Source organism: Arthrobacter sp. CJ23 (genome assembly GCF_024741795.1).
Taxonomy (GTDB): domain Bacteria; phylum Actinomycetota; class Actinomycetes; order Actinomycetales; family Micrococcaceae; genus Arthrobacter.
In genome coordinates this window covers 278,995-301,752 of the sequence record NZ_CP102950.1, presented here as the reverse complement: position 1 = coordinate 301,752, position 22,758 = coordinate 278,995, and the positions used below count along the sequence as shown (strand labels likewise).

Below are 22,758 nucleotides of genomic sequence, written 5' to 3'. Positions count from 1 at the left end.
CACTCAAGCCGCGGGGGTGACATGCAACCATCCGCCAAGGCCGCACGCGCAGCCCTGGCCTGCTCAACACCAACATCAAATGCGAGGTAGTCACCATGGCTGTAAAGAAGGTGCTGGCGATTGTTCTCGCCGGCGGTGAAGGCAAACGGCTCATGCCGCTCACGGCGGATCGTGCCAAACCTGCGGTCCCTTTTGCCGGCGGCTACCGGTTGATTGATTTTGCCTTGTCCAATCTCATCAACTCGGGCTACTTGCAGGTGGTCGTTTTGACCCAGTACAAGTCACACAGCCTGGACCGTCACATCTCGGAAACGTGGCGGATGTCCACGCAACTGGGCAACTACATCGCCTCGGTGCCGGCCCAGCAGCGCGTGAGCAAGAGCTGGTTTCTGGGCAGTGCCAACGCGATCTACCAGTCCCTTAACCTCATCCACGATGCCCGGCCGGACATTGTGGTGGTGGTCGGTGCGGATCACGTCTACCGCATGGATTTTGAGCAGATGGTGCGCAGTCACATCGATTCCGGGGCGAAGGCCACCGTTGCGGCGGTACGCCAGCCGTTGTCCATGGCCAGCCAATTCGGTGTGATCGAAGTCGAACCTCCCGAACGTGCTGCAGGCGCGGCCCACAAGATTTCCGCCTTCATCGAAAAACCGGACTCAACACCCGGACTTGCCGCTGACCCCACCCAGTTCCTGGCCTCCATGGGAAACTACGTCTTCGATGCCGACGCCCTGGTGGCCGCACTGGAACACGACTCCCTGCGCCAGGACACCCAACACGACATGGGCGGGGACATCGTCCCGTATTTCGTGAGCCGGGGCGAAGCCTTTGTCTACGACTTTTCCACCAATGACGTCCCCGGCGCCACGGACCGGGACCGCAACTACTGGCGCGATGTGGGCACCATCGACTCCTACTTTGATGCCCACCTCGACCTGATCTCGCCCATGCCCGTGTTCAACCTGTACAACTCCGACTGGCCCATCTACACCCGGCAAAGCATCTCGCCCCCGGCAAAAATGGTCCGCGGCAAGGGCAACGCCGCCGGAACCGCGCTTGACTCCATCGTCGCCAGCGGTGTGGTGGTCTCCGGCGGAACCGTCGAGAACTCAATACTCTCCGATGACGTGTTCATCTCCAGCGGCGCACACGTCACGGACTCGGTGCTCATGGACAACGTGATCATCGGCGAAGGAGCGGTGATCAGGCGCGCGATCCTGGACAAGAACATCAACGTCCCGGCCGGCGCAACCATCGGCCTGGACCCGGACCACGACCGCCGACGCGGCTACAAAGTCACCGATTCCGGCATCACCATACTTGGCAAGGACCAGCATGTCCCCTCCCCGGACGCACGCGACGAGGAACTGGTCCGGGCGGCGCGCACTGGCCCTGAAACGATGTGACCCGGCTAATGGTGGCCATTCCGGGCTTCTGATAATTTCGAAGGAGGGTTTGGACGGATAGGTGGTGTTGGCTGTGCGCAGTGTCATGACCCATGCCCGCTCCCTGCATGCGCTGGGCCCGGCTAACCACGATCGTCTCTCGGCCGTACGCGTTGCCCTGAGCGTGGCTGTGCCTTCCCTTGTCCTGCTGGCCATCGGCCGCCCCGAGCTGACCATGTATGCCGTGTTCGGCGCCCTGACGGGTATGTACGGCCGCTCGGAATCCCACCAGCTGCGCCTCAGGCACCAGGCCCAGGCGGCACTCGTCCTGGTCAGCGGCATCACGGTGGGCGTGTTCCTCTCCGTCAACCATCTCCACTCCTGGTGGCTGGTGTTGGTGGAGGCCCTGCTGGCGGGTGCCGGCTCCCTCTTTTCCGACAAGGTGCGGCTCAAACCGAACGGGCCGTTCTTCGGCATCCTGGCCCTGGGCGCCTGCGCCTCGGTCCCCACCAGCGTGCCGTTGCTGACGGCCGTGCTGATCGGCGCGGCGTCGGCCGCGTTCTCGATCTTGGTGGGCTTCGCCGGCTGGATGCGGGTCCGGGCCTGGCAGTCCGGCGCCGTCCGTGACGTGCCGCGTCTCAGCGGTGAACTCCGGCAGGCCGCGCTGGTCCACGCCGCCCGCTATGTCCTGGCCGTCGGTGCCGCCGGCGCCTTGGGGGTCCTGAGCGGCAGCGGCCACCCGCACTGGGCCATGGCCGCGGCTGCCGTGCCGCTCGCCGGCGCGGACCTGCCCAGCCGCGTCCACCGGGGGATCCACCGGATCGTGGGGACGTTCATCGGCCTGGCGTTGGTCGCCGTCGTGCTTTTCCCGGGGCCGCTGTCCCCGCTGCAGTACTTCCCCGGCCACACGGCTGCCGTGCTGGCACTGCTGGTGATCGCGTTCCAGTTCCCCACCGAGCTGTTCATGGCGCGGCACTACGGCTGGGCCATGGTGTTTTTCACCCCGGTGATCCTGCTGATGACGCAGTTGGCCGCTGCCGCGGACCCGGGCCTGCTGGTCACCGAACGCGCGGTGGAAACATTCGTGGGCGCCGTGATCGGCATCGCCGTGGTGGTGGCCGTCCGCGCGCCGCGGAAGGCTACTGCTTCGCTCGCCGCGGCGGCCCCGAAGTAAACCGCGCCGGCAGCACGCGCGAGACGGCGGCCACCAGCTTGTAGCGCTTGGTGGGGATCGAGACGCCCTTCCCGCGGGCATTCTCGGCCAGGCCATCGCGGACCACCCGGTCCGCGCGCAGCCACATCCAGCGCGGAGCCACCGACTTGTCCATGCCCATGCGGTCGTGGAACTCCGTGTGCGTGAACCCGGGGCAAAGTGCGGTGACGTGCACCCCGCTCGGCCCGTACGCCAGGTTGGCCCAGCGGCTGAAGTTGACCTGCCAGGCCTTCGCGGCCGAGTACGTGCCGCGGTTGGCGAAGGCCGCCACGCTGGCCACGTTGATGATCCGGCCCGAGTGGCGCTGCAGCATCCCCGGCAGGGCTGCATGGCAGAGTTCCATGGGGGTCTGCACATGCAGGCGCAGGTGCATCCTCTCGTCCTCCACAGGATTGTTTTCGAAGGAGTCCAGCAGCCCGATCCCCGCATTGTTCACCAGAATTTCAACCGGCCGCTCGGGGTCCGTGAGGCGCCCGACGACGGCAGCCACGCCGGCGTCGTCGGTCAGGTCTGCGGGCAGCACCTCCGTTTTGACGCTGTAGTCACGCTCCAGTTCATCTGCCATCTGCTGGAGCCGGGCGGCGTCGCGGGCCACCAGGACCATGGTGTGGCCTTCCTGCGCGAGTTGGCGGGAGAACTCGGCCCCGAGCCCTGCTGTTGCCCCTGTGACGAGGGCCGTGGTGGGTGTGTTCATGCGCCCAGACTAGCCGTGTTGGTCGCCGCCGGCGTGGCAGTTCGCGGCAATGTTGGGCGCCGCAACTGCCGCGAAGTGCCATCGTGACACCCGCTGGAAAAAGTTCAGGAAAAAGTCCCGGGTTTGTATCGATCCGCTCGCGCGCCGTTCGACCTGTGGATGAGAAGGTCGAAGGGCGACCTTCCACAAACCAAGGAGTACGTGATGGCCAAGTACATGTTGATTATGCGGGCAGACGACGAGGCGTTCGCGAAGTTCGAGAACATCGATTTCAACGAAATCCTTGAAGCGATGGGCAAGTTCAACGACGAGCTCATCCGCGCCGGGGTTCTGTTGGCGGCCGAAGGCCTCGACGACGCTAAGGACGGGGTGGTGGTCGACTTCACCGGCGAAACACCCGTGGTCACCGATGGCCCCTACGGCGAAACCAAGGAACTGTTCGGCGGCTACTACATCCTGGATGTGGCCTCGATCCAGGAAGCCGTGGAGTGGGCCAAGCGGGCTCCCATGACGGCGGGCACCAAGACCGAGATCCGGCGCGTGACCAGCATCGACGAGTTCCCGCAGGACAACGAATGGATCCAGAAGGAACGCGCCTGGCGCGAGCAGACCGGGCAGCTCTGAGCCGCCTGCACTGACGGCTCTGATACGACAGCCCTGATGCGGCAGTGAGTGCGGTTGAGGCGCGGGGCGCCGTCGAGGCAGTGTGGCGGATGGAATCCGCCCGCATCGTCGGCGCCCTGGCCCGCTATACCGGAGACTTCCCCCTGGCCGAGGACCTCGCTCAGGAGGCACTAGCCGAGGCACTCGTTTCCTGGTCCGTCAACGGGGTACCCGCCGAACCCGCCGGTTGGCTGCTGACCACCGGCCGCCGTCGTGCGATTGATACCTTCCGCCGGCGGGCGGCGCGGGACGAAAAGTGCGCGCTGCTGGCCCGCGGGCTCTCGGAGGAGGAACCGGGGGCGGATGCGTTGTTCGATCCCGATGCGATCGACGACGACGTGCTGGCCCTGATGTTCATCTCCTGCCATCCGGTGCTGGCCAAGGAAGCCCGGATCGCCTTGACGCTGCGGGTGGTGGGCGGGCTGGGCACCGGCGAGATCGCCAAGGCCTTCCTGGTGCCGGTGGCGACCGTCCAGGCGCGCATCACCCGCGCCAAGAAGACGCTGGCCGCCGCGCAGGTGCCGTTCGCCGTCCCCGAACCGCACGAGCTGGCCGAACGGCTGGGCTCGGTGCTTCAGGTCATCTACCTGATTTTCACGGAGGGCTCGTTCGCCTCCGGCGGTGCGGAATGGATCCGCACGGACCTGGCCGGCGAAGCCCGCCGCCTGGCCCGCGTGCTGGTGCGGATCGCGCCCGAACCCGAGGTGTTCGGCCTGCTCGCCCTGATGGAACTCACCGCCGCACGGTTCCCGGCCCGGCTGGACGCCTCCGGCCGCCCGGTGCTTCTGGAAGACCAGGACCGACGGCGGTGGGACCAGTCCGCGATCCGCCGCGGGCGTGCGGCGCTGGCCCGGGCCGCGGGGTCCGGACGCGGGCTGGGCGCCTACGGCCTCCAGGCGTCCATCGCCGAGTGCCACGCAGTGGCGCACTCGGTGGCGGAGACGGACTGGCAGCGGATCGTCATCCTCTACGAAGCCCTGGGGCGGCTGACCCCGTCCCCCATCATCGAGCTCAACTGTGCCGTCGCCGTCGCAATGGCCTCCGGCCCGGCCGAGGGATTGAAGCTGGTGGAGGCGATCGCCGCCCGCGGGGAGCTGGCGGGCTCGCACCTGCTCCCCGCGGTCCGCGGCGAAATGCTCACGCGGCTCGGCCGTCCCGATGACGCGCGCACCGCACTACTGCAGGCCATAGCGCTGTGCGGGAACGCAGCAGAGCGCGCGGTGCTGGAAGCCAAGGTGGACGGGCTCGGCTGAGGGTTGGCTGTGCCACCCGCCGTACCAGTGCCGACGCTACGCGAACCTAGCCAGCGGATTGGCCAGCCGCCCGGCCATCTGCAGGCCGCCGGACGGGTCCGAGATGTCCAGCATCTGCTGGTTGTTGCGCAGCTGCAGCCGGTTGAGGCAGGACAGTTCGAAGTCCGGGGCGAACAGATCGTGCATGGCGAACTGGTCCGCGAGTTCCGGGTGGCGCTGCTGGTATTCGTGCACCACGGCGGCGGCAGTCCCCCAGAACTCCTCCTCGCGGAGCGTCCCGTCCTCCACCAGGATGGCTCCGAGGAAGCGGAAGATGCAGTCGAAGACGTCCGTGAAGATGGCCAGGACCATTTCCTCGGCGGGGATCTCCGCTTTGACCCGGAACACCTCCTCGGGAAGCTCCAGCCGGTCCCCCATGACCACGATTTCCTCGGCGATGTCCTTCATGATGGCCCGCACCGGCACGCCGTTGTCGAGGATCAGGATGACGTTTTCGCCGTGCGGCATGAAGGCGAGCTCGTATTCGTAGAGGCAGTGCACCAGTGGCACGAGGTAGGCCTCGAAGTAGCCGCGCAACCACTCGATGGGTGCCAGGCCGGAGCGTGCAATGAGCGCGGACACCACGGACTGTCCGGAGGGGTCCACGTGCAGCAGCGATGCCATGGTCGCCAGCTGCTGCCCGTCCTTAAGCAACGGCAGCGGACTCTCCCTCCACAAGGCAGAGAGCATCTTGCGGTACGGCGACCCCTTGGCCGAAGCTGCCTCGTAGTAGTGGTTGTGGTAGCCGATGGCCGCGGTTTCACGGATCATGGCCAGGCCCCGGTTCCGGAGTTCCTGGTCATTCGCGATCAGTTCCTGCAACCAGTCGTTGATGGCCGGCGTTGCCTTCATGTACTGCGGAGACAGGCCACGCATGAAGCCCATGTTCAGTACGGACATGGCCGTCTTGACATAGGCCTTTTCCGGCGCCGTGGTGTTGAAGAAGGTCCTGATGGACTGCTGGGCCTGGTACGAATCTTCGCCGGTGCCTAGGTTCACGATGTGGCGCTGGGCGATTTCTGCCGCGAACGTCACCGTGAGTTTGTTGTTCCACTGCCAGGGGTGGACCGGCATCAGCATGTAGTCCTGGGGGTCCAGGCCCTGGGCCGAGAGTTCCGCGTCGAACCACGCCAGGGTTGCGGGCCCGAGCTCGGCCTCGAAGTGGTTCCGGTAGTCCAACCCGGCGCTCGATGTGAAAACAGCCTTGCTGCGGTGCACCGCGATCCACTGCAGCAGCACCGCCGCGCCGCTTTCCGGGGCGTAGGCGTGGTAGTCGGAGAGGCCGAAGCCCAGCCGGCCGTTGTTGGCCACGAAGCACGGATGCCCCTCGCTCATGCTGTGTTCAATGGCCTGGAAATCGGCGGCCGCGTCGGCCCCGCCGGTGATGCCCGCAGCCAACTGAGCCGAACTGAACGGCTTGCCCTGCTTGTAGGCGTGGCTGGCCAGCGTGCTGCTGATCTCCTCGAGGTACACCGGCAACATTTCCTCGCGGATGGCCAGGGTGTCCCGGAACTCGGTGATGAAGTCCAGGGCGTCCAGGGGCAGTTCCTCGCCGTCGCGGAGCCGCGCAATGGACTCCGGGGCGACGGACCAGTGCTCAAGCTGCAGGAGCCGGGCACGGAAGCGGTACTCAACCGTGTCATCGTCGCACACCACCTTATAGAGGCCCACGCCGGCGCCTTCATCGCGGATCAGTTCCGGCACCAGGATGCGTTCGTGCGAGAACTCGGCGATCGCTTTGCTGACAACGTGCCGGTTGGCGGCCTCCCAGCGGGCGGGCGTCAGGTGGGCCACGCGGGCGGCTTCGTGGGTGGTGATGGTTTCAACGGTGGTGGTCACAGGGATTCTCCTCTGCTCGCCGCGACGGGCGCGGCCGGAATCGGGGTCAGGGTGGCGAGGAAATCGGCGCGGGTGCAGAAGCTCAGCAGCGCGTCCTTGTGGTCTTCGGCAGGGTCGACGGCGGGAAGGGTCACCACGCCGCGGGACCGGAAGCCGACCCGCTCGTTGAGGACGTGGATCTTGTGGTTCCGGGCGTCAGGCTCGACGACGACCCGCTGGGTTGCGGGGTCATCGAACAGTTCCGTCATGACGGACTGCATGACGGCGGTGGTGAAGCCAGGCTGTGGATCACCGCTGGGTGGGGACACCAACAGGTGCATGCCGATGTCTCCGGATTGAACCTCATAGACGTCCGCCAACGGCGAGGACTCAGGACGGTACCGCTCCATGAGAAAGGCGGGAACGCCGTCGTCGAGCCCCAGGAACGCCTGGTGGTGGCCGCTGGCGACGATCCGCGAGTGCTCCTCCACAACGTCCTGTTCTGTGGCCGAAACCATGCCCCAGAACCGTGCGTACTGCTGGCTCACCCAGCTGTGGAGGACAGGTGCGTCCGCTATTGGATCGACGGGCCTGAACGTGAATCTCATGCGCCGGCCCCAGCGGTTGCCGGAACGGGAGCGGGCACGGCGGCTGGTGCTCCGAACTGCTGGAACGCGATGCTGCGCTCGACCGGATAGACCTCGCGGCCCGTGATCTCGCGGAGGATGCACGAGTTGCGGTAGGCGGCCATGCCGAGGTCCGGGGTGACGAAGCCGTGCGTGTGCAGCTCCGCGTTCTGGACGAAGATTTCGCCGGGTTCGACGCCGGTTCCATAGTTGCGCTCGACGTCGAAGCGGCCTTTTGAGTCGCGGCGGATGCGGTGGTGGATGCCTCCCAGGAACGCGGGCTCTTTGTAGCTGTAGCCGGTGGCCAGGACCACGGCCTCGGACTCAAGGCTGTAGTCGCGACCGTGTTCCTCGTGGTGCAACTGGAGCGTGTGGGTGCCGGTGGCCGGGTCCCAATCGGCGGCGGTAAACGACGAGTGCGTGTGCAGCTGGGTGTCCACCATGCCGGAAAGGCTCTTGGTGTAGAGGAGATCGTAGATGCCGTCGATCAGCTCCGAGTTGATGCCCTTGTACAGGTTCTTCTGGCTCTTGATCAGGGAATCGCGCTGCTCGCCCGGGAGCGAGTGGAAGTAGTCAACGTACTCCGGCGAGGTCATCTCGAGCGTGAGCTTGGTGTACTCCAGGGGGAAGAAGCGGCCGGAGCGGGTGACCCAGTTGAGCTGGTAGCCGTACACGTCGATTTCCTGAAGGAGCTCGTAGTAGAGCTCCGCGGCGCTCTGGCCGCTGCCCACGATGGTGATGCTGCGCTTGGACTGCAGCTCACTCTTCCTCGACAGGTAGTCGGCGTTGTGGAGGACAAGTCCGCCTGCCTCCACGATTCCTGCACAGGAGTCCGGTACGTACGGGGACGTGCCGGTGCCCAGGACCAGCTTTCGGGCGCGAAGCACCTCAGCGCCGTCCGGGCCCTGCACCGAAAGGCGGTACACGCCGTCGTCGTACGCCACATCCAGCACATCCGTGCTAAATCGCACGGAGTCCAGCTGTCCCGCCACCCACTGGCAGTACTGGTTGAACTCTGCGCGCAGCGGGTAGAAGTTTTCGCGGATGTAGAAGCGGTACAGGCGGCCGCTCTGCTTCAGGAAGTTCAGGAAGGAGTACTTCGAGGTGGGGTCCGCGAGCGTGACCAGGTCCGCCATGAACGGGACCTGGAGGTGGGCGGCCTCCAGCATCATGCCGGGGTGCCAGTCGAAGGATTCGCGGCGCTCCAGGAAGACGGCGTCGAGGCCGTCCACGGGTTCGCTGAGTGCGGCGAGTCCCAGGTTGAAGGGCCCCAGGCCGATGCCCGCGACGTCGTAGATCCTGCCGTTGTCAGGGGTACTCACGCTGCAGCCTCCGTGGTGTTCGCGAGCAGGCTGGCGCCCGTTCGACGGATAAGTTCGATGATTTCCTGGATGTCCCTCAAGCTGGCCTCGGCGTTCAGGAGGGTGAACTTGAGGAAGTGGCGGCCGGCCACCGTGGTGCCTGCCACCACGGCCTCCCCGGAGGCGAACACGGCGGCGCGGATGGCGGGGTTAAGGAGGTCGGCGGCGTCCTCCTCGAGCGGAACGCCGTCCACGACGGGGCGGTAGCGGAACACCAGCGTGCTCAGCTGCGGGTCCGCGGCGAGCTCGAAGTCCGCTTCCTCGGCGAGGAGCGAACCCACCCGGGCGGCGAGGTCGATCGCCTCGTCGAACAGGGCGCCGATGGCGTCCGCGCCCATGATGCGCAGCGTCAGCCACAGCTTGAGGGCGTCGAAGCGCCGGGTGGTCTGGATGCTCTTGTCCACCTGGTTGGGGATCTCGGCTTTGGCGGCGCTTTCCGGGTTGAGGTAGTCGGCGTAGTAGGTGACGTGGCGCAGCATGGCGCCGTTGCGGAGCAGCACGGCGCTGGAGCTCACGGGCTGGAAGAAGGTCTTGTGGTAGTCCACGGTGACGGAATCGGCCAGGCGCGTGCCGTCCAGCAGATGGCGGTAGCGACTGGAGACCAGCAGCCCGCCGCCGTAGGCGGCATCCACGTGCAGCCAGGAATCGTAGGCCCGGGCCAGGGCGGCGAGCTCGGCGAGTGGGTCCACGGAACCAAAGTCGGTGGTCCCGGCGGTGGCCACAACAGCCATCGGCACCAGGCCGGCGTCGCGCACTTCGGCCAAGGCCGCGGCGAGGGCGGCCGGGTCCATGCGGTGGTCCGCGGAGGTGGGCACGGCGATGACGGCGTCGAAGCCCAGGCCCAGCATGGAGGCCGACTTCTGGATGCTGAAGTGGCTGTCCACGGAGGTGAAGATCCGCAGCTTTTCCAGCAGGGAGGGCAGGCGCGCTTCGCCGCTCCCGGCACCGTTGCCGGCGCCGTGCTTGGCCACGGCGTGGTTGCGCGCGATCAGGAGGGCCTGGAAGTTCGACTGGCTGCCGCCGGAGGTGAACACGCCGTCGGCCTCTTCGCCGAAGCCGAGCCGTTCGGTGGTCCAGTCGATCAGGCGGCGCTCGATCATGGTGGCGCCGATGCTCTGGTCCCAGGTGTCCATGGAGGAGTTCACGGCGGACAGGATGGCCTCGCCCACCAGCGCCGGAATCACCACGGGGCAGTTCAGATGCGCGGCGTAGCGGGCGTCGTGGAAGTAGATGGCGTCCTTGAGGTACAGCTCGTCGAGCTCCTCGAGGGCGGCGGTGGTGTCCGGCAGCGGGCGGTCGAGGTCGACTGCGGCCACCCGCGCCTTCATCTCGCCGTGCCCCACGCCGGTGAACGGCCGGGTGGTGCGCTGGACTTTGGTGGAGACGGCGTTGACGGCCTGCAGCAGCTGCGCGACGTAGCTATGCGAATTGCGCGCATTGAACAACTGGCTGGTGGCAGCGAGGGCCAGCTCCACCCTGGAGCCAAAGTCTTCATCCGGGGCAACCCGGCTTTCAATACTGGGCGACGTCACGTCGGCTTCCTTCCATCGGCATTGGGCGCTTCTTAGCAAAGGCAAGCCTTACTTAGGTTTACCTTTTCGTCAAACTTTTGTGAGCTAATTCGCTTCAAGGCCGGGAATCCGCGGATTTTCGTGGGTCAGCGCGCGTCATTGACTTTGCTTGCCGCGCCGCAGAGTGCAAAATCGCGCCCGACGGCGGTTGGCTGGTGTCCGCGGAGCCGCTTCAGTGGGCACCGGGCCGCCTGGGGAACGTCCACTCATGCCACGCATGTTGCCTGGCGACGCGAAGAATACCTTTCGATAACAGGATTCCGGCGTCGACAGGTATTCTGCGAGTCCTCAGACGTTTGCACGTCGCCAGCCGGCTGCCGAGGATTTCTTGGAGAAAGGACTGTGATGAGGACTCCCAAATATCGGGAGCACGATTGGTTCGCTGTGGATGAGCGCGGCAACGCGAACACCGCAGCGCCGGACTACGGGACTGCCGGCTACGTCACCGCACAGGGCAACGCGAAACCGCGCATCAACCCCTTCATCGTGGCGCTCTGGGTGCTGGACGCGGCCCTTCTGGTGCCCGGGATCTGGTCCCTCGTGGCGACCATGGACCCTTCCATCATGTATGGATCCGGCCCGCTGCCCATCCCGTTCCTGATGTTCAACGTCATGCCGTACTGCTTCCTGGCCTCGGCCCTGGCCACCATAGGGCTCCTGTTCTGGCACGCGGCACAGTGGCAGAAAAAGCACTGACGCAGGCAGCGCACTGACGCCTGGAGCCGCCTACTCGTTCTCCGGCTCACCCACGGGCGGTTCGGGCGGCCAGTCGACGTCCAGATCGTAGCCCTCGTGGTGGCGCAGGTAGTGCGCGATGTAGGGGCAATGCGGGATGATGCGCTTGCCGGAGGCCACCACGTCATCCAGGGCGAAGTGGGCCAGGACCTTGGCCAGCCCCTGGCCCTTGAACTTGCTCCGCGTCTCGGTGTGCAGGAAGTCGATGTGGCCGGGTTTGTCCATGAACTGCGAAATCACGGCCACTTCGCCGTCAACCAGGAGCTCGTAGCGGTGGAACTTGTCGTTCCTGACCGTGGTGACACCCGGGCTGAACGACTCTTCGCGTGAATCCGTGAACTCAGTCATGAATCGAGATTGGCACTTAATCCCGGCGCTGGCAATGGCTCAGCCGGCCCGGCCGCGGGCGCCGGCACAGCGGCCCGCGGTGACGCTGGCGGCGGCGCCGGCACCTGCGCCGGGACGCTTGCGGGGACGTGGCCGAGCAGCAGGACGGCCAGCCCGAAGCAGGCCGCTCCCCCGCCCAGCAGCTCAAGCGTCAGGCCGTTGAAGACCGCATCCACCACGGGAATGAACACCGCCACGCCGGCGGCCACCACGGCGGCCGGCGGGCGGCCCCGGGCGTGGACAGCCGCCGTCGGGCGGTCCTCGAGCCTGCCGAACAGCGCCAGGACGGGCACCAGCAGCACCACGACGGCGAGGAAGACGAGCGGCCGGGCCAACCACCACTCCGCGGTGCCGGACGCCGGTTTGGGGAAGTCGGTCAGCAGGAGGAGCCCTGTCATTGCCACGAGCAGCGGCAGGTGCCACAGGTAGATCGTCATGGGCCGGTGGCCCACCACCGAAACCACCCAGTGGATCCAGCGGACGCCGGCCACCCAGGCCACGGCAGGGCGCAGCAGCTGAAGAGTGGCCGTCTGAGAGATACCCAGGAGCACAAGGCAAAGGTTGGGCGGGTTGAGGTTGGTCAGCATGTCTCCCGGATACACAGCCACGCCGGTCACCACGCCAAGGAGCAGGTTGCTTCCCGCGATCACACCAAGCAGCCAGATCCGGCTGCGGCCCGCGAACAGGCCGTCGGCCAGGAAGAAGCCGAGTTGCTGGATGGCGCACCACACGAAGATCAGGTTGATGAACGCCAGCATCGGCAGGAGGCCACGCAAAGAGTCCACCGTGATGATGCAGGCGAGCAGGATCCCCAGCGTCAGCCACGGCGCATGCCCGTGCATCCGGGCCATGAGTGGGACGCTGAGCTGCGCACCAAGGTACGCCGCAAGGAACCACAGCGGCATGCCTGCGCCCGTGGTCATCAGCTGGATGACCTGCGGATCCACGCCCACAAGCCGCGCCATCCAGAGGCCCACGAACATGACAGCGAGCAGCGCCGCGGCGGGCCGGATGAGCCGCAGGAGGCGGAGCTTGGCGTAGTCGAACCCGGTGCCGCCGCCGTCCTTCAGGCGGCGCCATGACTCCAGCCCGGTGACCCCGCCGAGCACGAAGAAGAGCGGCATGACCATCAGGATCCAGGTGAGCGGCACTATCCACGGCTGTTCCATGAGGGTGTTCTCCGTGGTGACCGTGCCGTCGCCGTGCAGCACCGGGCTGACCATCATGGAGTGTCCCAGCACCACCAGGGCGAGGCAGAGAAAACGGACGAGGTCGATCACGGAATCACGCTGGACGCCTCCGGTCCGGCCAACGGAATTCTTCAGCTGCCGTGGACGTCCCATGGCGCTCCTTCGCGAAGGCATCGATCACATCGATTGCTGCCTCCATTGTCCGCCTGCCCGGCGGCCGGAACCAGTAGCTGCGAGCTCAGTGAATGCTGCCGCCAAGCAGGCGGGCCCGCTGACGGGGATCCCGCGCCGCCGCCGCTGCTGCCGCCGCCAGGCCGAACGCGCCATCCAGCACTGCCCGGTCCGCCGAGGCGGAGGAGCCGTAGGCCGCGAACTCCGCGGTGTGGTGGGCCGCGCCGCCCACGTCGTAGCCGAGCAAGGGGTGGATGCTTGGCACCAGCTGCGAGACGTTGCCCATGTCCGTCGACGCCACCGGTTTGCTGTTGAAGGCGACATCCCTCCCCCGGGCACCCATCGCCTCACGGTACGCCTCGGAGAGGAAACCATCCTGCCTCAGCTCGGCGTACTCGTTGCCGGTGGGGGTGACCTTGAGTGTGGCACCGCTGGCGATGGCCCCGGCCTCGAGGCAGCGCCGCACCCGCTCGCCGATCAGGCGCAGCGTCGCCAGGCTCGGCGAGCGCATCTCCACGCTGGCCCGGGCCCGTTCCGGGATCACGTTGACGGCGCTGCCGCCCTCGGTGACGATGAGCGAGACGATGGAACCGGGCGGCAGCTGCTGCCGGGCCAGGGCCACCGCGGTTTGGGCGACCACCAGCGCGTCCAGCGCATTGACGCCCTCCTCCGGTGCCGCTGCAGCGTGGGCCGGACGCCCCTCGTACAGCACATCCCACATGCACATCGCCAGGGAGGAGCCGCCGGTCACGTCCTCGGGGCCGGCGTGGGCCATCATGGCCAGGGACACGTCAGCGAAGAAGCCCTCCTCGATGAGGTCCACCTTGCCCCCGGTGGTCTCCTCGGCGGGAGTGCCAAGGACTTTGACGGTGATGCCGAGTTCGTCCGCGACGGCGGCCAGCGCCAGTGCCGCCCCCACGGCACTGGCGGCGTTCACGTTGTGTCCGCAGGCGTGCCCGATGGCCGGCAGGGCATCGTACTCAACGCAGAGGGCCACCACGACGTCACCGGAACCGAACCGGGCGCTGAAAGACGCCGGAAGCACGGGCTGGACGCTGTCAAAGCCAAAGCCGGCGGTCCGGAGCAGCGCACGCACGCGCTTGGCGGCACGGAACTCCTCGCCGCTGAGCTCCGGATCGGCATGGATCGCATGGCTCAGGCCAAGGATTCCAGCCTCCCAGCGTTCCACCGCAGCAGAGATGCGGTCGTGTATCCCGGTCTCGAGCGCAGGGCCCGGCGCGGTCGGCGTCAGCGCAGCCGGGCTCATGCCGGGACCTCCGTCGCCTTCCGCTTCGGGTAGCGTGCGGATGCTGCCGCGGCGATCAGCGCTGCGACGGCGAGCGCTCCCCAGATCGAGACGAGACCGGCCTCGCTGATGCGCCCGGACTCGGCGGACGACGAGGAGATGAGCTTGACGACGGCGGCGCCCACCGCGATGCCGACGGACAGTGCCAGTTCGTTGAGGCCTGCCGCCGTCGAGGTTTCCTCCAGCGGCAGGCCCTCCACGGACAGGGCGCGGGTGCCTGCCTGGTACATGCCCAGGCTCAGGTTGAACAGGGCGAAGCCGACGCAGTAACCGAGCAGGGAATCGTGGGCCACGATCATGAGCACAAAGCCACCTGCCAGCAGGAGGCCGGCGAAGACGAGCGTGGCCCGCTCGCCGAACGACTTGAGCGCCCGGGCGGTCAGCAGCGAGGACACGAGGGAAAGAGCGGAAGCCGCGGCCAGGACAATGGCGATCATGAGCGGGCTGAGCGCGAATCCGTAGCCGGTCTTGTCAGGGTTGGAGTGCAGGAAGATGCCGTTGGTGCCGAAGTAGCTGATGGATGCGAAGCCGAAGAAGAACGTGGCCAGCGAGACCGTTCGGATGCGCGGGTTGGCGAGCATCCGCAGGTCCATGAACCGCTTGCCCTGCACCGGCGAGCGGGAGTCCAGTTTTGCCCAGAAGGCCAGGAGGGCGAGTCCGAGCAGCCCGGAGGCGATGGTCTTGGCGTCCAGCCAGCCCCACTCCGGCCCCATGGACAGTGCCACGACGAAGCCGATCAGCCCGAGCGAGCAGGCCAGAAGCGGTACGACGGCGATGCCCTCGCGGGTGGGGGTTCCGGCGTCGGGCAGGACGAACGAACAGATCAGTGCCACAACGGCGAACGGAACCGCCACCCAGAGGCCGAGGGTGGGGTCGTTGACCCCGACCACGCCCGCCAACAGCCCGCCTGCGCCGAAGGTGATCATAAGGACGCCGATCATCACGCTGACGCCCGTGCGGGTGTGGGCCGAACTGCTCACGCGCAGGATTCCCATCATGAGGGGAATGAAGCCCACTACGCAGGTGAGCAGGACGACTCCCACGGTCACGGTCCACAGGGAAGGCCAGAAGGCCATCAGGAAGGCGCCCAGCGCCACCACGGCCGTTGACCAGCGGAGCACCAGCCGGTATCCGTAGCTGTCGCCGAGGCGGGAGATGATGGGCGTGAGCACGGCGAAACTGACGTTGGAGATCAGGAAAATGCCGTTGATGGTCGGATCATCGATCGAGAAGGCGGGCCCGAGGGCGGGCAGGATGGGGTTCAGGTACCCCTGGGTGACGCCGCTGAGGGATTCGATCAGGGCCATGGCCACGATCATGCCGGTGATGGTTCTGCGGGCGATGGCCGCCGTCGCCGGTGGGGCTGTCTTGCTTGCCATGTGCTTCCTTGTGTTTCGGGGGGCTTGCGCCGTGACTCCGGGCGCTGGCACCGTGAGTGATGCGAGTCACAACGCTAGACGCAGCCCCATCCACTGCCGGACTATTGCTTGAAATCACCAACGTCACCATTAATTTGAAAGAATCGTCCATGATCTCTGAACTGGATCTTGAAATCGTCAATGCCCTCCAGATCAATCCGAGGGCGGACTGGTCCCGGGTGGCGGACGTCCTGGACCTGTCCGGGCCCACCATCGCCCGCCGCTGGAACGTCCTCGCCGAACAGGGCCTGGCCTGGATTACTCCGTCTCCAGGACCGCGGTACCTCAGCGCCGGCTGGTCCGCCTTCATCAACCTGTCCTCGGTGCCGGGGCAGCACGAAGAGTTGATCCGGCGCTTGTGCGCGGAACCAGCGTTCGGCACGGTGTCCCTGGTGTCCGGCCCCCATGACCTGTTTGTGGACTGCTTCGCGTCGAGCCACGAGGAACTCATGGCGATCGTCACCGGCGCGTTCGCCGACCTGCCGGGGGTGACACGCAGGGAGGTGGTCTTCGTGACGCAGCTTTACCGCCAGGCCTCGGAGTGGCGCAGCGGCACCCTGGAACCGGCGCGGGCCCGGCTCATGGCCAAGCAACCCGCGCCCGCCCCGCCCGCCTACGCTCCGGACCGGGTGGACGCCGCCCTGTTGGCGGAGCTTGCCCAGGATGGGCGGGCCAGCTGGGCGGAACTCGGCGCGGCCTGCGCCGTGTCACCGCAGACTGCCCGACGCCGGGTGGAGCGGATCCTGGCGTCCGGCTACATGACGATGCGGTGCGATACGTCCGTGGCGGTCCAGCAGGGCCTGCGCGAGGTCAGCCTGGTTCTCAACGTCCCCGCCACCCACGTGGACACCATCGGCCGGTACTTCGCCAGCCTCCCCAGCTGCCGGCTCAGCGCCCAGGTTCTGGGTGCCCAGAACCTGGTGGCGACCCTGTGGGTACGCGACTACCTGGAAGTCCAGGCGCACGAACGGGAACTGCTGGCCCGGGCGCCAGGAAGCACGGTGATCTCCCGGCAGGCAGTGGTACGGACCTACAAGCGGCTCGGCCACGTGCTGGACGAGTCCGGCCGCAGCAAGGGCGTGGTCCCATTGCCTCTATGGCGGGAGGCCTCGTAGGCCTTCCCGCCGACCCCATTCTGGTGTGTCAGACAGGACTGCCGCCATGTTCCTGCAGGCGGGGCTGCGTTGGCGTTTAGTTGGTACAGCTGTCAATTCACTTCTGACAACCGTCCCGGCGACGAAGAAGTCACCGGCACCCACAGAACAAGGACCAGGAATCCCATGCCTCCCGCAGCAATCATCCGTGAAAGCCCCGCCGAGCACGCCGAATCCACCGCGGAGGATGTGCCCGCAGCGTCAAACGCCCCCGCATCCACGGCAGGAGCTGATCCGTGTCCTGAGATCCCCAGCAGCGCCTGGCGGATGCGCGTTGACGCGTGGGAGTTCCTCGGCTACGCCGTCAGGCAGTTGACGTCCGGCAGACCCGGCTCGGGAGGCGTTCGCCTGCCCCCTGAGGCGGCAAGGCTGCTGCCGATGTTGGAGGCCATCGAGATGTACTGGGCGTCGCCGGGACAACCCTACGTTGCGGAGATACGGCGACGCCTGGAGTGCAGCGAGTACCTCGAAGCCTTGGGGCTCATCGAGTCGGTTACGCGCCGCTTGGCCGGGCATGGCCAGCAAGTATCCGAACAGTCCGCAGACCCTGAGCGCGAGGCTGAACGGATCGAAAACACAGCGGATGCCCGCCGACGGTTCGAAGTCCTGGTCATCGACGATGTATCGGACACCGAGCGCGAGGCCATGCAGGCCGAACTGCTGGGCCAGCGCCGTGCCGCCGACGACTTCACCTACGAGCTGGTGTTCGTGCCCAGTTTCGAGGACGCCCTGGTGGCGGTGCTCCTGAACCCGGACATCCAGGCCTGCGTCATCAGGCCGGGGTTCACCACCCACACCAGGCAGCAGCTGAGCCGGGACCTCGGGGCCTTCCTCAAGGGATTCGTCCGGGACCCGGCCCCACACCGTCCCATGGACCGCATCCTCCTGCTGGCCGAGAAGCTCGGCGAACTGCGGCCGGAACTCGACCTCTACCTGGTGGCCGGCGTGTCCATCGAGGAGCTGGCGGGATCCCTGACCCGGCGGTTCCGCCGCTTGTTCCGCCGCCAGGACAGCCTCGAACTGCACCTGTCCCTTCTGGGCGGTGCCGCGGAACGCTATGAGGCGCCGTTCTTCCATGCCGTCCAGCAATACAGCCGCAAGCCGGCCGGCGTCTTCCACGCGCTGCCGGTGTCCCGCGGCGGGTCCGTGGTGAACTCCAAGTGGATCAACGATCTCGGCGAGTTCTATGGGCTGAATCTCCTGCTGGCCGAAACATCGGCAACCTCCGGCGGACTGGATTCCCTGCTGGATCCGCACGGCTCCCTCAAGAAGGCACAGAAACTGGCAGCCAGGGCATACGGTGCCCGGAAGTCGTTCTTCGTCACCAACGGCACGTCCACGGCCAACAAGGTGGTGCACCAATCAATCGTTGCCCCCGGAGACGTTGTCCTGGTGGACCGGAACTGCCACAAATCCCACCACTATGCCCTGATGCTGGCGGGGGCCCAAGTGGCCTACCTGGACGCGTACCCCTTGGACGAATTCTCCTTCTACGGCGCGGTTCCGCTGGAGAGCATCAAGCAGATGCTGTTGGACTACAGGCGTGCTGGCCGTCTGGACGAAGTCAAGATGCTCGCCCTGACCAACTGCACGTTCGACGGCATTGTCTACGACGTCGAGCGGGTCATGGAGGAATGCCTTGCCATCAAACCGGACCTGGTGTTCCTGTGGGACGAAGCCTGGTTCGCTTTCGCCGGCTTCCACCACATCTACCGCCGACGCACGGCGATGGCTGCGGCAACCACCCTGGAAAAGCAGTTCCACGACCCGGCGTACGCACGGCGGCATGCCGAGCAGCAGCGCCGGCTTGGCGCCGTCGGCGGTCTCGACACCGTCAGCGACGAGCTGCTCCTGACGACCCGGCTGCTGCCGGACCCGGCCAAGGCACGCCTGCGCGTCTACGCCACGCAGTCCACGCACAAGACCCTGACCTCGCTCCGGCAGGGGTCCATGATCCACGTCCACGACCAGGACTTCGACCAGCTGAACGCCGAAAGCTTCCACGAGGCGTACATGACGCACACCTCCACCTCGCCCAACTACCAGATCCTGGCATCCCTGGACATGGGACGCAGGCAGGTGGAGTTCGAAGGCTACGAGCTGGTGCAGCGGCAGGCCGACCTGGCGGTCAGCATCGCCCAGGCGGTGGCCCGCCACCCCCTGCTGAAGAAGTACTTCAGGGTATTGGGAACCCGGGACCTGATTCCGGCACGGTACCGGGAGACACAGCGGCAGATGCCCCTGCGGGACGGGCTGGCGGCGATGGCCGAGGCCTGGCGGCGCGACGAGTTTGTGGTGGATCCGAGCCGCCTGACCCTGCACATCGGGCTTTCCGGCGTGGACGGCGATACGTTCAAGCACGAGTATCTGATGGACAAGTACGGGATCCAGGTCAACAAGACGTCCCGGAACAGCGTGCTGTTCATGACCAACATCGGCACGTCCCGCAGTTCCGTGGCATACCTGGTGGAGGTGTTGGTCAAGCTGGCGGAGTCCTTTGAGGACGAACAGGCAGCGTTGAGCGGCCTGGGCAAGCGGGCCCACGCAGCCAAGGTTGCGGCGCTGACCAGCGCCCCGCCGCCGCTGCCGGACTTCAGCCGCTTCGCCGCACGCTTCCGCAAGGACGGCCAGACCCCGGACGGCAACATACGGGATGCGTACTTCGAGAGTTACAAGCCGGGTTCCTGCGCCTACCTGGGCACGGCCGAGCTTTCGCGCCGGGTGGAAGCGGGCGAAGAACTCGTGTCGGCCTCATTCGTGACCCCGTACCCGCCCGGCTTCCCGGTGCTGGTCCCCGGGCAGGTCATCACGGCGGAAATCCTGGCCTTCATGTCGGCGCTGGATACCCGCGAGATCCACGGCTTCAACGCGGAGCTCGGGTTCCGGATCCTGACGGGCGCCTAGGCGAGCGCCACGGCCAGGAGGCCGAGCACGACGGCGAGCAGCGGCGTCGTTCCCTGAAGGGCCGCAGGGCGGAGGTACTTGCGTCCGCTCAGGGCGAGCACGACGGCCGCCAGCAGCATGGAGCCGCAGCTGCTGAACACGAGGGTCCAACCGACCACCGGCTGCCCGAGGGACACAGAGCCGATTCCCACCAGCGCGCCGATGGCTAGGAACAGGTTGTAGAAGCCCTGGTTATAGGCGAGTGACTTGGTGGTTTCGGCATCTGCCTGCGAAGTGAGGCTGAAGCGCTTCCACGTGGCCGGCTTGGTCCAGGTGATGGACTCCATGGTGAAGATGTAAACGTGGAGCAACGCCGCAATCAGGGCAAAAACAAGGGAGGCCAGGATCATGCTCTGATCCTAGCCTCCCTGTGTTCTTGCGCTTTGCGTCAGGCGCTCAGCATCGCCAGCGTGGCGCCGGCGAAGGACCACGCAGAGCCGTTCCAGCGGGCCAGCAAACCCTGGAGGTTCTCGCCGTCGGAACGGTGGGCGGCGGTTTCAGCCTCGAGCGTGGCAAGGATTCCTGTGCGAAGCTCTGTGTTGAAGTTCACCTTGCCCACCTGCATGGAGGGCGCCTTGGCGAGCTGCTCGGCCGGGACGCCGGACGCACCGTGAAGCACCAGCGGCACGTCGGTCCGTGCTGCAACTTCCTGCAGCACGTCCCAGCGGATGTTGGGCTCACCCTTGTACTTGCCGTGCACGTTCCCCACGGCAATGGCAAGGAGCTGCGCGCCGGTACGCTCAACGAACTCGGCCACCTGCGCGGGGTTCGTGAGCCCCGCAACTGAAATGCCGGCGTCGTGCGCTGAATCTTCAGCACCGAACGCTTTGTCCTCGTCGCCCGCCAGGCCGCCCAACTCTGCCTCGATCACGACGTCGGACGCACCTTGCGCATCCAGCGCGGCACGGACCTCGCGAACCAAGGCGATGTTGTCCTCGAACGGCAAGGACGAACCATCAGCCAGCACGGCATCCGCACCGGCAGCCACGGAGTCGCGGATGACCTGCAGGTCCGAGGCATGGTCCAGCTGCACCGAGACCGGGACGCTGGCGGAATCGGCCAAGCCGCGCAGGGCCGCAATGAGGCGCAGTCCGTTGGGAGTGGAAGCCGTCTTCGGAGCTACGAGCAGGATGACCCCGAGCCGGGCTTCCTCGGCCGCGGTCACCACGGCCAGAGCCGTGGTGAAGTCGTAGCAGGTGAAGGCCGGAACCGCGGATCCCGCAGCGAGGGCGGAGGTGACGAGGTGGTCGAGTTTGGCTCGCATCAGTGGCCCAGGCCTCCCACCAGGATCCACGCGACGTACGTCAGCACGAAGCCGGCCAGGCCCAGGATGGTGGTGAGGACGGTCCAGGTCTTGAGGCCGTCGGACACGGTGAGGCCGTAGTACCGGACCACGGTCCAGAAGCCGGCGTCGGTGACGTGGGACAGGCCCAGCGAACCGAAGCCGATGGCGATCACGATCACGGCGATCTGGGCCGGCGTGTAACCGCCTTCCATCACGGCCGAAGTGAGCAGGCCGGTGGTGGTCACGATGGCCACGGTGGCCGAACCCTGGGCGGCACGGAGAGCCAGGGAGATGATGAAACCGAGCACAATCACCGGCAGGCCGAGGCTGTCCAGTGTGTGGGACAGTGCGGCGCCGATGCCGGAGGTGCGGAGGACTTCACCGAACACGCCACCCGCTGCAACAACCATGAGGATGGACGCGATGGGAGGCAGGGCGCCTTCGAAGATCTCGCCGGTTTCCTTGAGCGACCAGTGGCGGCGGACTGCCAGCAGGAAGAAGGCGAGGGCCACGGCCACCAGGAGAGCGAAGAACGGGTTGCCAACGAAGGCGGCGATGCCGTACCAGTAGTTGTCCTTGGCGAGCGTGAGGGTGCCGAGCGTGCCGATGAGGATCTGGACGATCGGGGCGGCGATCAGGAACATGATCAGGCCGGGACGCGGAGGAGCGATGGCACGGGCACCGGGACCTTCAGAGCCCACGTGGACCAGGGACTCGGAACCGAACTCCTCAACCTGTGCCTTGACGCCGGGAAGCAGTTCGTATTCCTTGCGGTTCATGATGCTGGCAACCCAGTAGGAGAGGAAGCCGAGCGGCACGCAGATGATGAGCGAGATCAGGGTGATGAGTCCGATATCGGCGCCGAAGACGCCGGCGCCGGCAACGATGCCCGGGTGCGGCGGGACGGCCACGTGGATGGAGAGCATGATGCCGGCCATGGGCAGGCCGAATTTGATCGGGTGGACATTCGCGATCTTGGCGAAGGCGTAGACGATCGGGACGAGGACGATCACGCCGACCTCGAAGAACACGGGGATGGCAACCAGGAAGCCGACGGCAGTGAGGGCCACGGCAACGCGCTTGGCGCCAAGCTTTTCGGTGAAGTGGGTGGCCAGCGACTGGACGCCCCCGGAAACCTCAATCATGCGGCCAAGAACCGCGCCGAGCGCGATCAGCAAGGCAACCTTGCCCATGGTGCCACCGACGCCGGTGGAAACCACCGTGAAGATGTCCTTGAGCGGGATCTGGGCTGCGACGCCCACCAGGATGCTGACGGCCAGCAAGGCCACGAAGGCCTGGATCTTGAAGCGGATGATCAGCACCAGCAGCAGGGCGATGCCTGCCGCGGCGATGGTCAACAGGAGGGGTGTTCCCAGCTCTACTGCTGGTTTGATGGCGGGGGCATCGGCTGCCCGCACGATCAAGGAGTTGACGAGGGGGTTCATTGTGGAGTGTCTCCTTTGACAAACCAGTCTACGAAAGACCGGTGGGAAGTTGCGACGACGGCGAAGGGGGGACCGCCGTCGTCGCAGGTTTTATGGGG

At 66.5% G+C, this 22,758-nt stretch carries 18 protein-coding genes and 1 pseudogene; 7 read left to right on the top strand and 12 right to left on the bottom strand.

Going from position 1 to position 22,758, the window contains the following annotated elements:
- Window positions 1-95: 95 nt before the first annotated feature.
- Window positions 96-1,406 (top strand): annotated as a pseudogene (gene glgC, locus NVV90_RS01250) (glucose-1-phosphate adenylyltransferase); the annotation flags it as partial.
- Window positions 1,407-1,494: 88 nt separating this feature from the next.
- Window positions 1,495-2,562 (top strand): FUSC family protein, encoded by a 1,068-nt coding sequence (locus tag NVV90_RS01245; protein ID WP_258439386.1) that lies wholly within the window; start codon window positions 1,495-1,497, stop codon window positions 2,560-2,562.
- Here the strand turns inward: NVV90_RS01245 and NVV90_RS01240 are convergent.
- The gene (locus NVV90_RS01240) at window positions 2,528-3,295 is read right to left on the bottom strand and encodes an SDR family oxidoreductase (RefSeq protein ID WP_258439385.1); all 768 of its coding nucleotides are present in this window, start codon (window positions 3,293-3,295) and stop codon (window positions 2,528-2,530) included. The genes NVV90_RS01245 and NVV90_RS01240 overlap by 35 nt on opposite strands.
- 204 nt (window positions 3,296-3,499) lie before the next feature.
- On the opposite strand from NVV90_RS01240, the gene NVV90_RS01235 reads away from it, so the two are divergent.
- Both NVV90_RS01235 and NVV90_RS01230 read left to right on the top strand, forming a co-directional pair.
- Window positions 3,500-3,919, top strand: a complete 420-nt coding sequence (locus tag NVV90_RS01235; RefSeq protein ID WP_258439384.1) for a YciI family protein — start codon at window positions 3,500-3,502, stop codon at window positions 3,917-3,919.
- A 44-nt stretch (window positions 3,920-3,963) separates the two neighbouring features.
- A complete protein-coding gene (locus tag NVV90_RS01230; RefSeq protein ID WP_258439383.1) occupies window positions 3,964-5,211 on the top strand; it encodes an RNA polymerase sigma factor in 1,248 nt (415 codons plus the stop codon).
- A 36-nt stretch (window positions 5,212-5,247) separates the two neighbouring features.
- On the opposite strand, the gene NVV90_RS01225 is transcribed toward NVV90_RS01230, so the two are convergent.
- The 4 genes from NVV90_RS01225 to NVV90_RS01210 are packed head-to-tail and all read right to left on the bottom strand — an operon-like array spanning window position 5,248 to window position 10,587.
- Window positions 5,248-7,089 (bottom strand): IucA/IucC family siderophore biosynthesis protein, encoded by a 1,842-nt coding sequence (locus NVV90_RS01225; protein WP_309304086.1) that lies wholly within the window; start codon window positions 7,087-7,089, stop codon window positions 5,248-5,250.
- A complete protein-coding gene (locus tag NVV90_RS01220; RefSeq protein WP_258439382.1) occupies window positions 7,086-7,676 on the bottom strand; it encodes a GNAT family N-acetyltransferase in 591 nt (196 codons plus the stop codon). Before NVV90_RS01220 ends, NVV90_RS01225 begins: the two co-directional genes overlap by 4 nt.
- Window positions 7,673-9,016 carry a lysine N(6)-hydroxylase/L-ornithine N(5)-oxygenase family protein gene (locus tag NVV90_RS01215; protein ID WP_258439381.1) on the bottom strand — a complete coding sequence of 448 codons (1,344 nt, stop codon included), beginning with the start codon at window positions 9,014-9,016 and terminating at the stop codon, window positions 7,673-7,675. The genes NVV90_RS01220 and NVV90_RS01215 overlap by 4 nt, the downstream gene beginning before the upstream one ends.
- Window positions 9,013-10,587 (bottom strand): aspartate aminotransferase family protein, encoded by a 1,575-nt coding sequence (locus NVV90_RS01210; RefSeq protein WP_309304085.1) that lies wholly within the window; start codon window positions 10,585-10,587, stop codon window positions 9,013-9,015. Before NVV90_RS01210 ends, NVV90_RS01215 begins: the two co-directional genes overlap by 4 nt.
- Window positions 10,588-10,971: 384 nt before the next feature.
- Here NVV90_RS01210 and NVV90_RS01205 point away from each other — a divergent pair, with 384 nt between their 5' ends.
- A complete protein-coding gene (locus tag NVV90_RS01205) occupies window positions 10,972-11,322 on the top strand; it encodes a hypothetical protein (RefSeq protein WP_258439380.1) in 351 nt (116 codons plus the stop codon).
- 30 nt (window positions 11,323-11,352) lie between these two features.
- Here NVV90_RS01205 and NVV90_RS01200 read toward each other — a convergent pair whose 3' ends face one another.
- The 4 genes from NVV90_RS01200 to NVV90_RS01185 all read right to left on the bottom strand — a co-directional run bounded on the left by NVV90_RS01200 (window position 11,353) and on the right by NVV90_RS01185 (window position 15,794).
- Window positions 11,353-11,709 carry a GNAT family N-acetyltransferase gene (locus NVV90_RS01200; protein WP_258439379.1) on the bottom strand — a complete coding sequence of 119 codons (357 nt, stop codon included), beginning with the start codon at window positions 11,707-11,709 and terminating at the stop codon, window positions 11,353-11,355.
- Window positions 11,706-13,091, bottom strand: a complete 1,386-nt coding sequence (locus NVV90_RS01195) for an acyltransferase (RefSeq protein ID WP_258439378.1) — start codon at window positions 13,089-13,091, stop codon at window positions 11,706-11,708. The genes NVV90_RS01200 and NVV90_RS01195 overlap by 4 nt, the downstream gene beginning before the upstream one ends.
- Before the next feature lie 85 nt (window positions 13,092-13,176).
- Window positions 13,177-14,376: an amidohydrolase gene (locus NVV90_RS01190; protein ID WP_258439377.1), complete on the bottom strand. Its 1,200-nt coding sequence runs from the start codon at window positions 14,374-14,376 to the stop codon at window positions 13,177-13,179.
- Window positions 14,373-15,794 (bottom strand): MFS transporter, encoded by a 1,422-nt coding sequence (locus tag NVV90_RS01185; RefSeq protein WP_258439376.1) that lies wholly within the window; start codon window positions 15,792-15,794, stop codon window positions 14,373-14,375. The genes NVV90_RS01190 and NVV90_RS01185 overlap by 4 nt, the downstream gene beginning before the upstream one ends.
- A 149-nt stretch (window positions 15,795-15,943) precedes the next feature.
- On the opposite strand from NVV90_RS01185, the gene NVV90_RS01180 reads away from it, so the two are divergent.
- Window positions 15,944-16,948 carry an Lrp/AsnC family transcriptional regulator gene (locus NVV90_RS01180; RefSeq protein ID WP_258439375.1) on the top strand — a complete coding sequence of 335 codons (1,005 nt, stop codon included), beginning with the start codon at window positions 15,944-15,946 and terminating at the stop codon, window positions 16,946-16,948.
- A 165-nt stretch (window positions 16,949-17,113) separates the two neighbouring features.
- On the top strand, window positions 17,114-19,891 hold the full coding sequence (locus NVV90_RS01175; RefSeq protein WP_396125333.1) for an aminotransferase class I/II-fold pyridoxal phosphate-dependent enzyme: 2,778 nt from the start codon (window positions 17,114-17,116) through the stop codon (window positions 19,889-19,891).
- Here NVV90_RS01175 and NVV90_RS01170 read toward each other — a convergent pair.
- From NVV90_RS01170 to NVV90_RS01160, 3 genes are read right to left on the bottom strand one after another with little or no spacing between them, the layout of a single operon-like run.
- Entirely contained in the window at window positions 19,888-20,280 is a 393-nt protein-coding gene (locus NVV90_RS01170; protein ID WP_258439374.1) for a DUF1304 domain-containing protein, read from the bottom strand. The genes NVV90_RS01175 and NVV90_RS01170 overlap by 4 nt on opposite strands.
- A gap of 38 nt (window positions 20,281-20,318) precedes the next feature.
- Window positions 20,319-21,194, bottom strand: a complete 876-nt coding sequence (locus NVV90_RS01165) for a class II fructose-bisphosphate aldolase (RefSeq protein WP_258439373.1) — start codon at window positions 21,192-21,194, stop codon at window positions 20,319-20,321.
- Entirely contained in the window at window positions 21,194-22,660 is a 1,467-nt protein-coding gene (locus tag NVV90_RS01160; protein WP_258439372.1) for a GntP family transporter, read from the bottom strand. Before NVV90_RS01160 ends, NVV90_RS01165 begins: the two co-directional genes overlap by 1 nt.
- Between the last annotated feature and the right edge of the window lie 98 nt (window positions 22,661-22,758).

Bases quoted from the DNA above. Each gene is read 5' to 3' on its own strand.
- NVV90_RS01200 (WP_258439379.1), bottom strand. From the start codon at position 11,709: ATGACTGAGTTCACGGATTCACGCGAAGAGTCGTTCAGCCCGGGTGTC.
- NVV90_RS01240 (WP_258439385.1), bottom strand. From the start codon at position 3,295: ATGAACACACCCACCACGGCCCTCGTCACAGGGGCAACAGCAGGGCTC.
- NVV90_RS01245 (WP_258439386.1), top strand. From the start codon at position 1,495: ATGACCCATGCCCGCTCCCTGCATGCGCTGGGCCCGGCTAACCACGAT.
- NVV90_RS01185 (WP_258439376.1), bottom strand. From the start codon at position 15,794: ATGGCAAGCAAGACAGCCCCACCGGCGACGGCGGCCATCGCCCGCAGA.
- NVV90_RS01205 (WP_258439380.1), top strand. From the start codon at position 10,972: ATGAGGACTCCCAAATATCGGGAGCACGATTGGTTCGCTGTGGATGAG.
- NVV90_RS01235 (WP_258439384.1), top strand. From the start codon at position 3,500: ATGGCCAAGTACATGTTGATTATGCGGGCAGACGACGAGGCGTTCGCG.
- NVV90_RS01170 (WP_258439374.1), bottom strand. From the start codon at position 20,280: ATGATCCTGGCCTCCCTTGTTTTTGCCCTGATTGCGGCGTTGCTCCAC.
- NVV90_RS01165 (WP_258439373.1), bottom strand. From the start codon at position 21,194: ATGCGAGCCAAACTCGACCACCTCGTCACCTCCGCCCTCGCTGCGGGA.
- NVV90_RS01220 (WP_258439382.1), bottom strand. From the start codon at position 7,676: ATGAGATTCACGTTCAGGCCCGTCGATCCAATAGCGGACGCACCTGTC.
- NVV90_RS01190 (WP_258439377.1), bottom strand. From the start codon at position 14,376: ATGAGCCCGGCTGCGCTGACGCCGACCGCGCCGGGCCCTGCGCTCGAG.
- NVV90_RS01180 (WP_258439375.1), top strand. From the start codon at position 15,944: ATGATCTCTGAACTGGATCTTGAAATCGTCAATGCCCTCCAGATCAAT.
- NVV90_RS01160 (WP_258439372.1), bottom strand. From the start codon at position 22,660: ATGAACCCCCTCGTCAACTCCTTGATCGTGCGGGCAGCCGATGCCCCC.
- NVV90_RS01175 (WP_396125333.1), top strand. From the start codon at position 17,114: ATGCCTCCCGCAGCAATCATCCGTGAAAGCCCCGCCGAGCACGCCGAA.
- NVV90_RS01195 (WP_258439378.1), bottom strand. From the start codon at position 13,091: ATGGGACGTCCACGGCAGCTGAAGAATTCCGTTGGCCGGACCGGAGGC.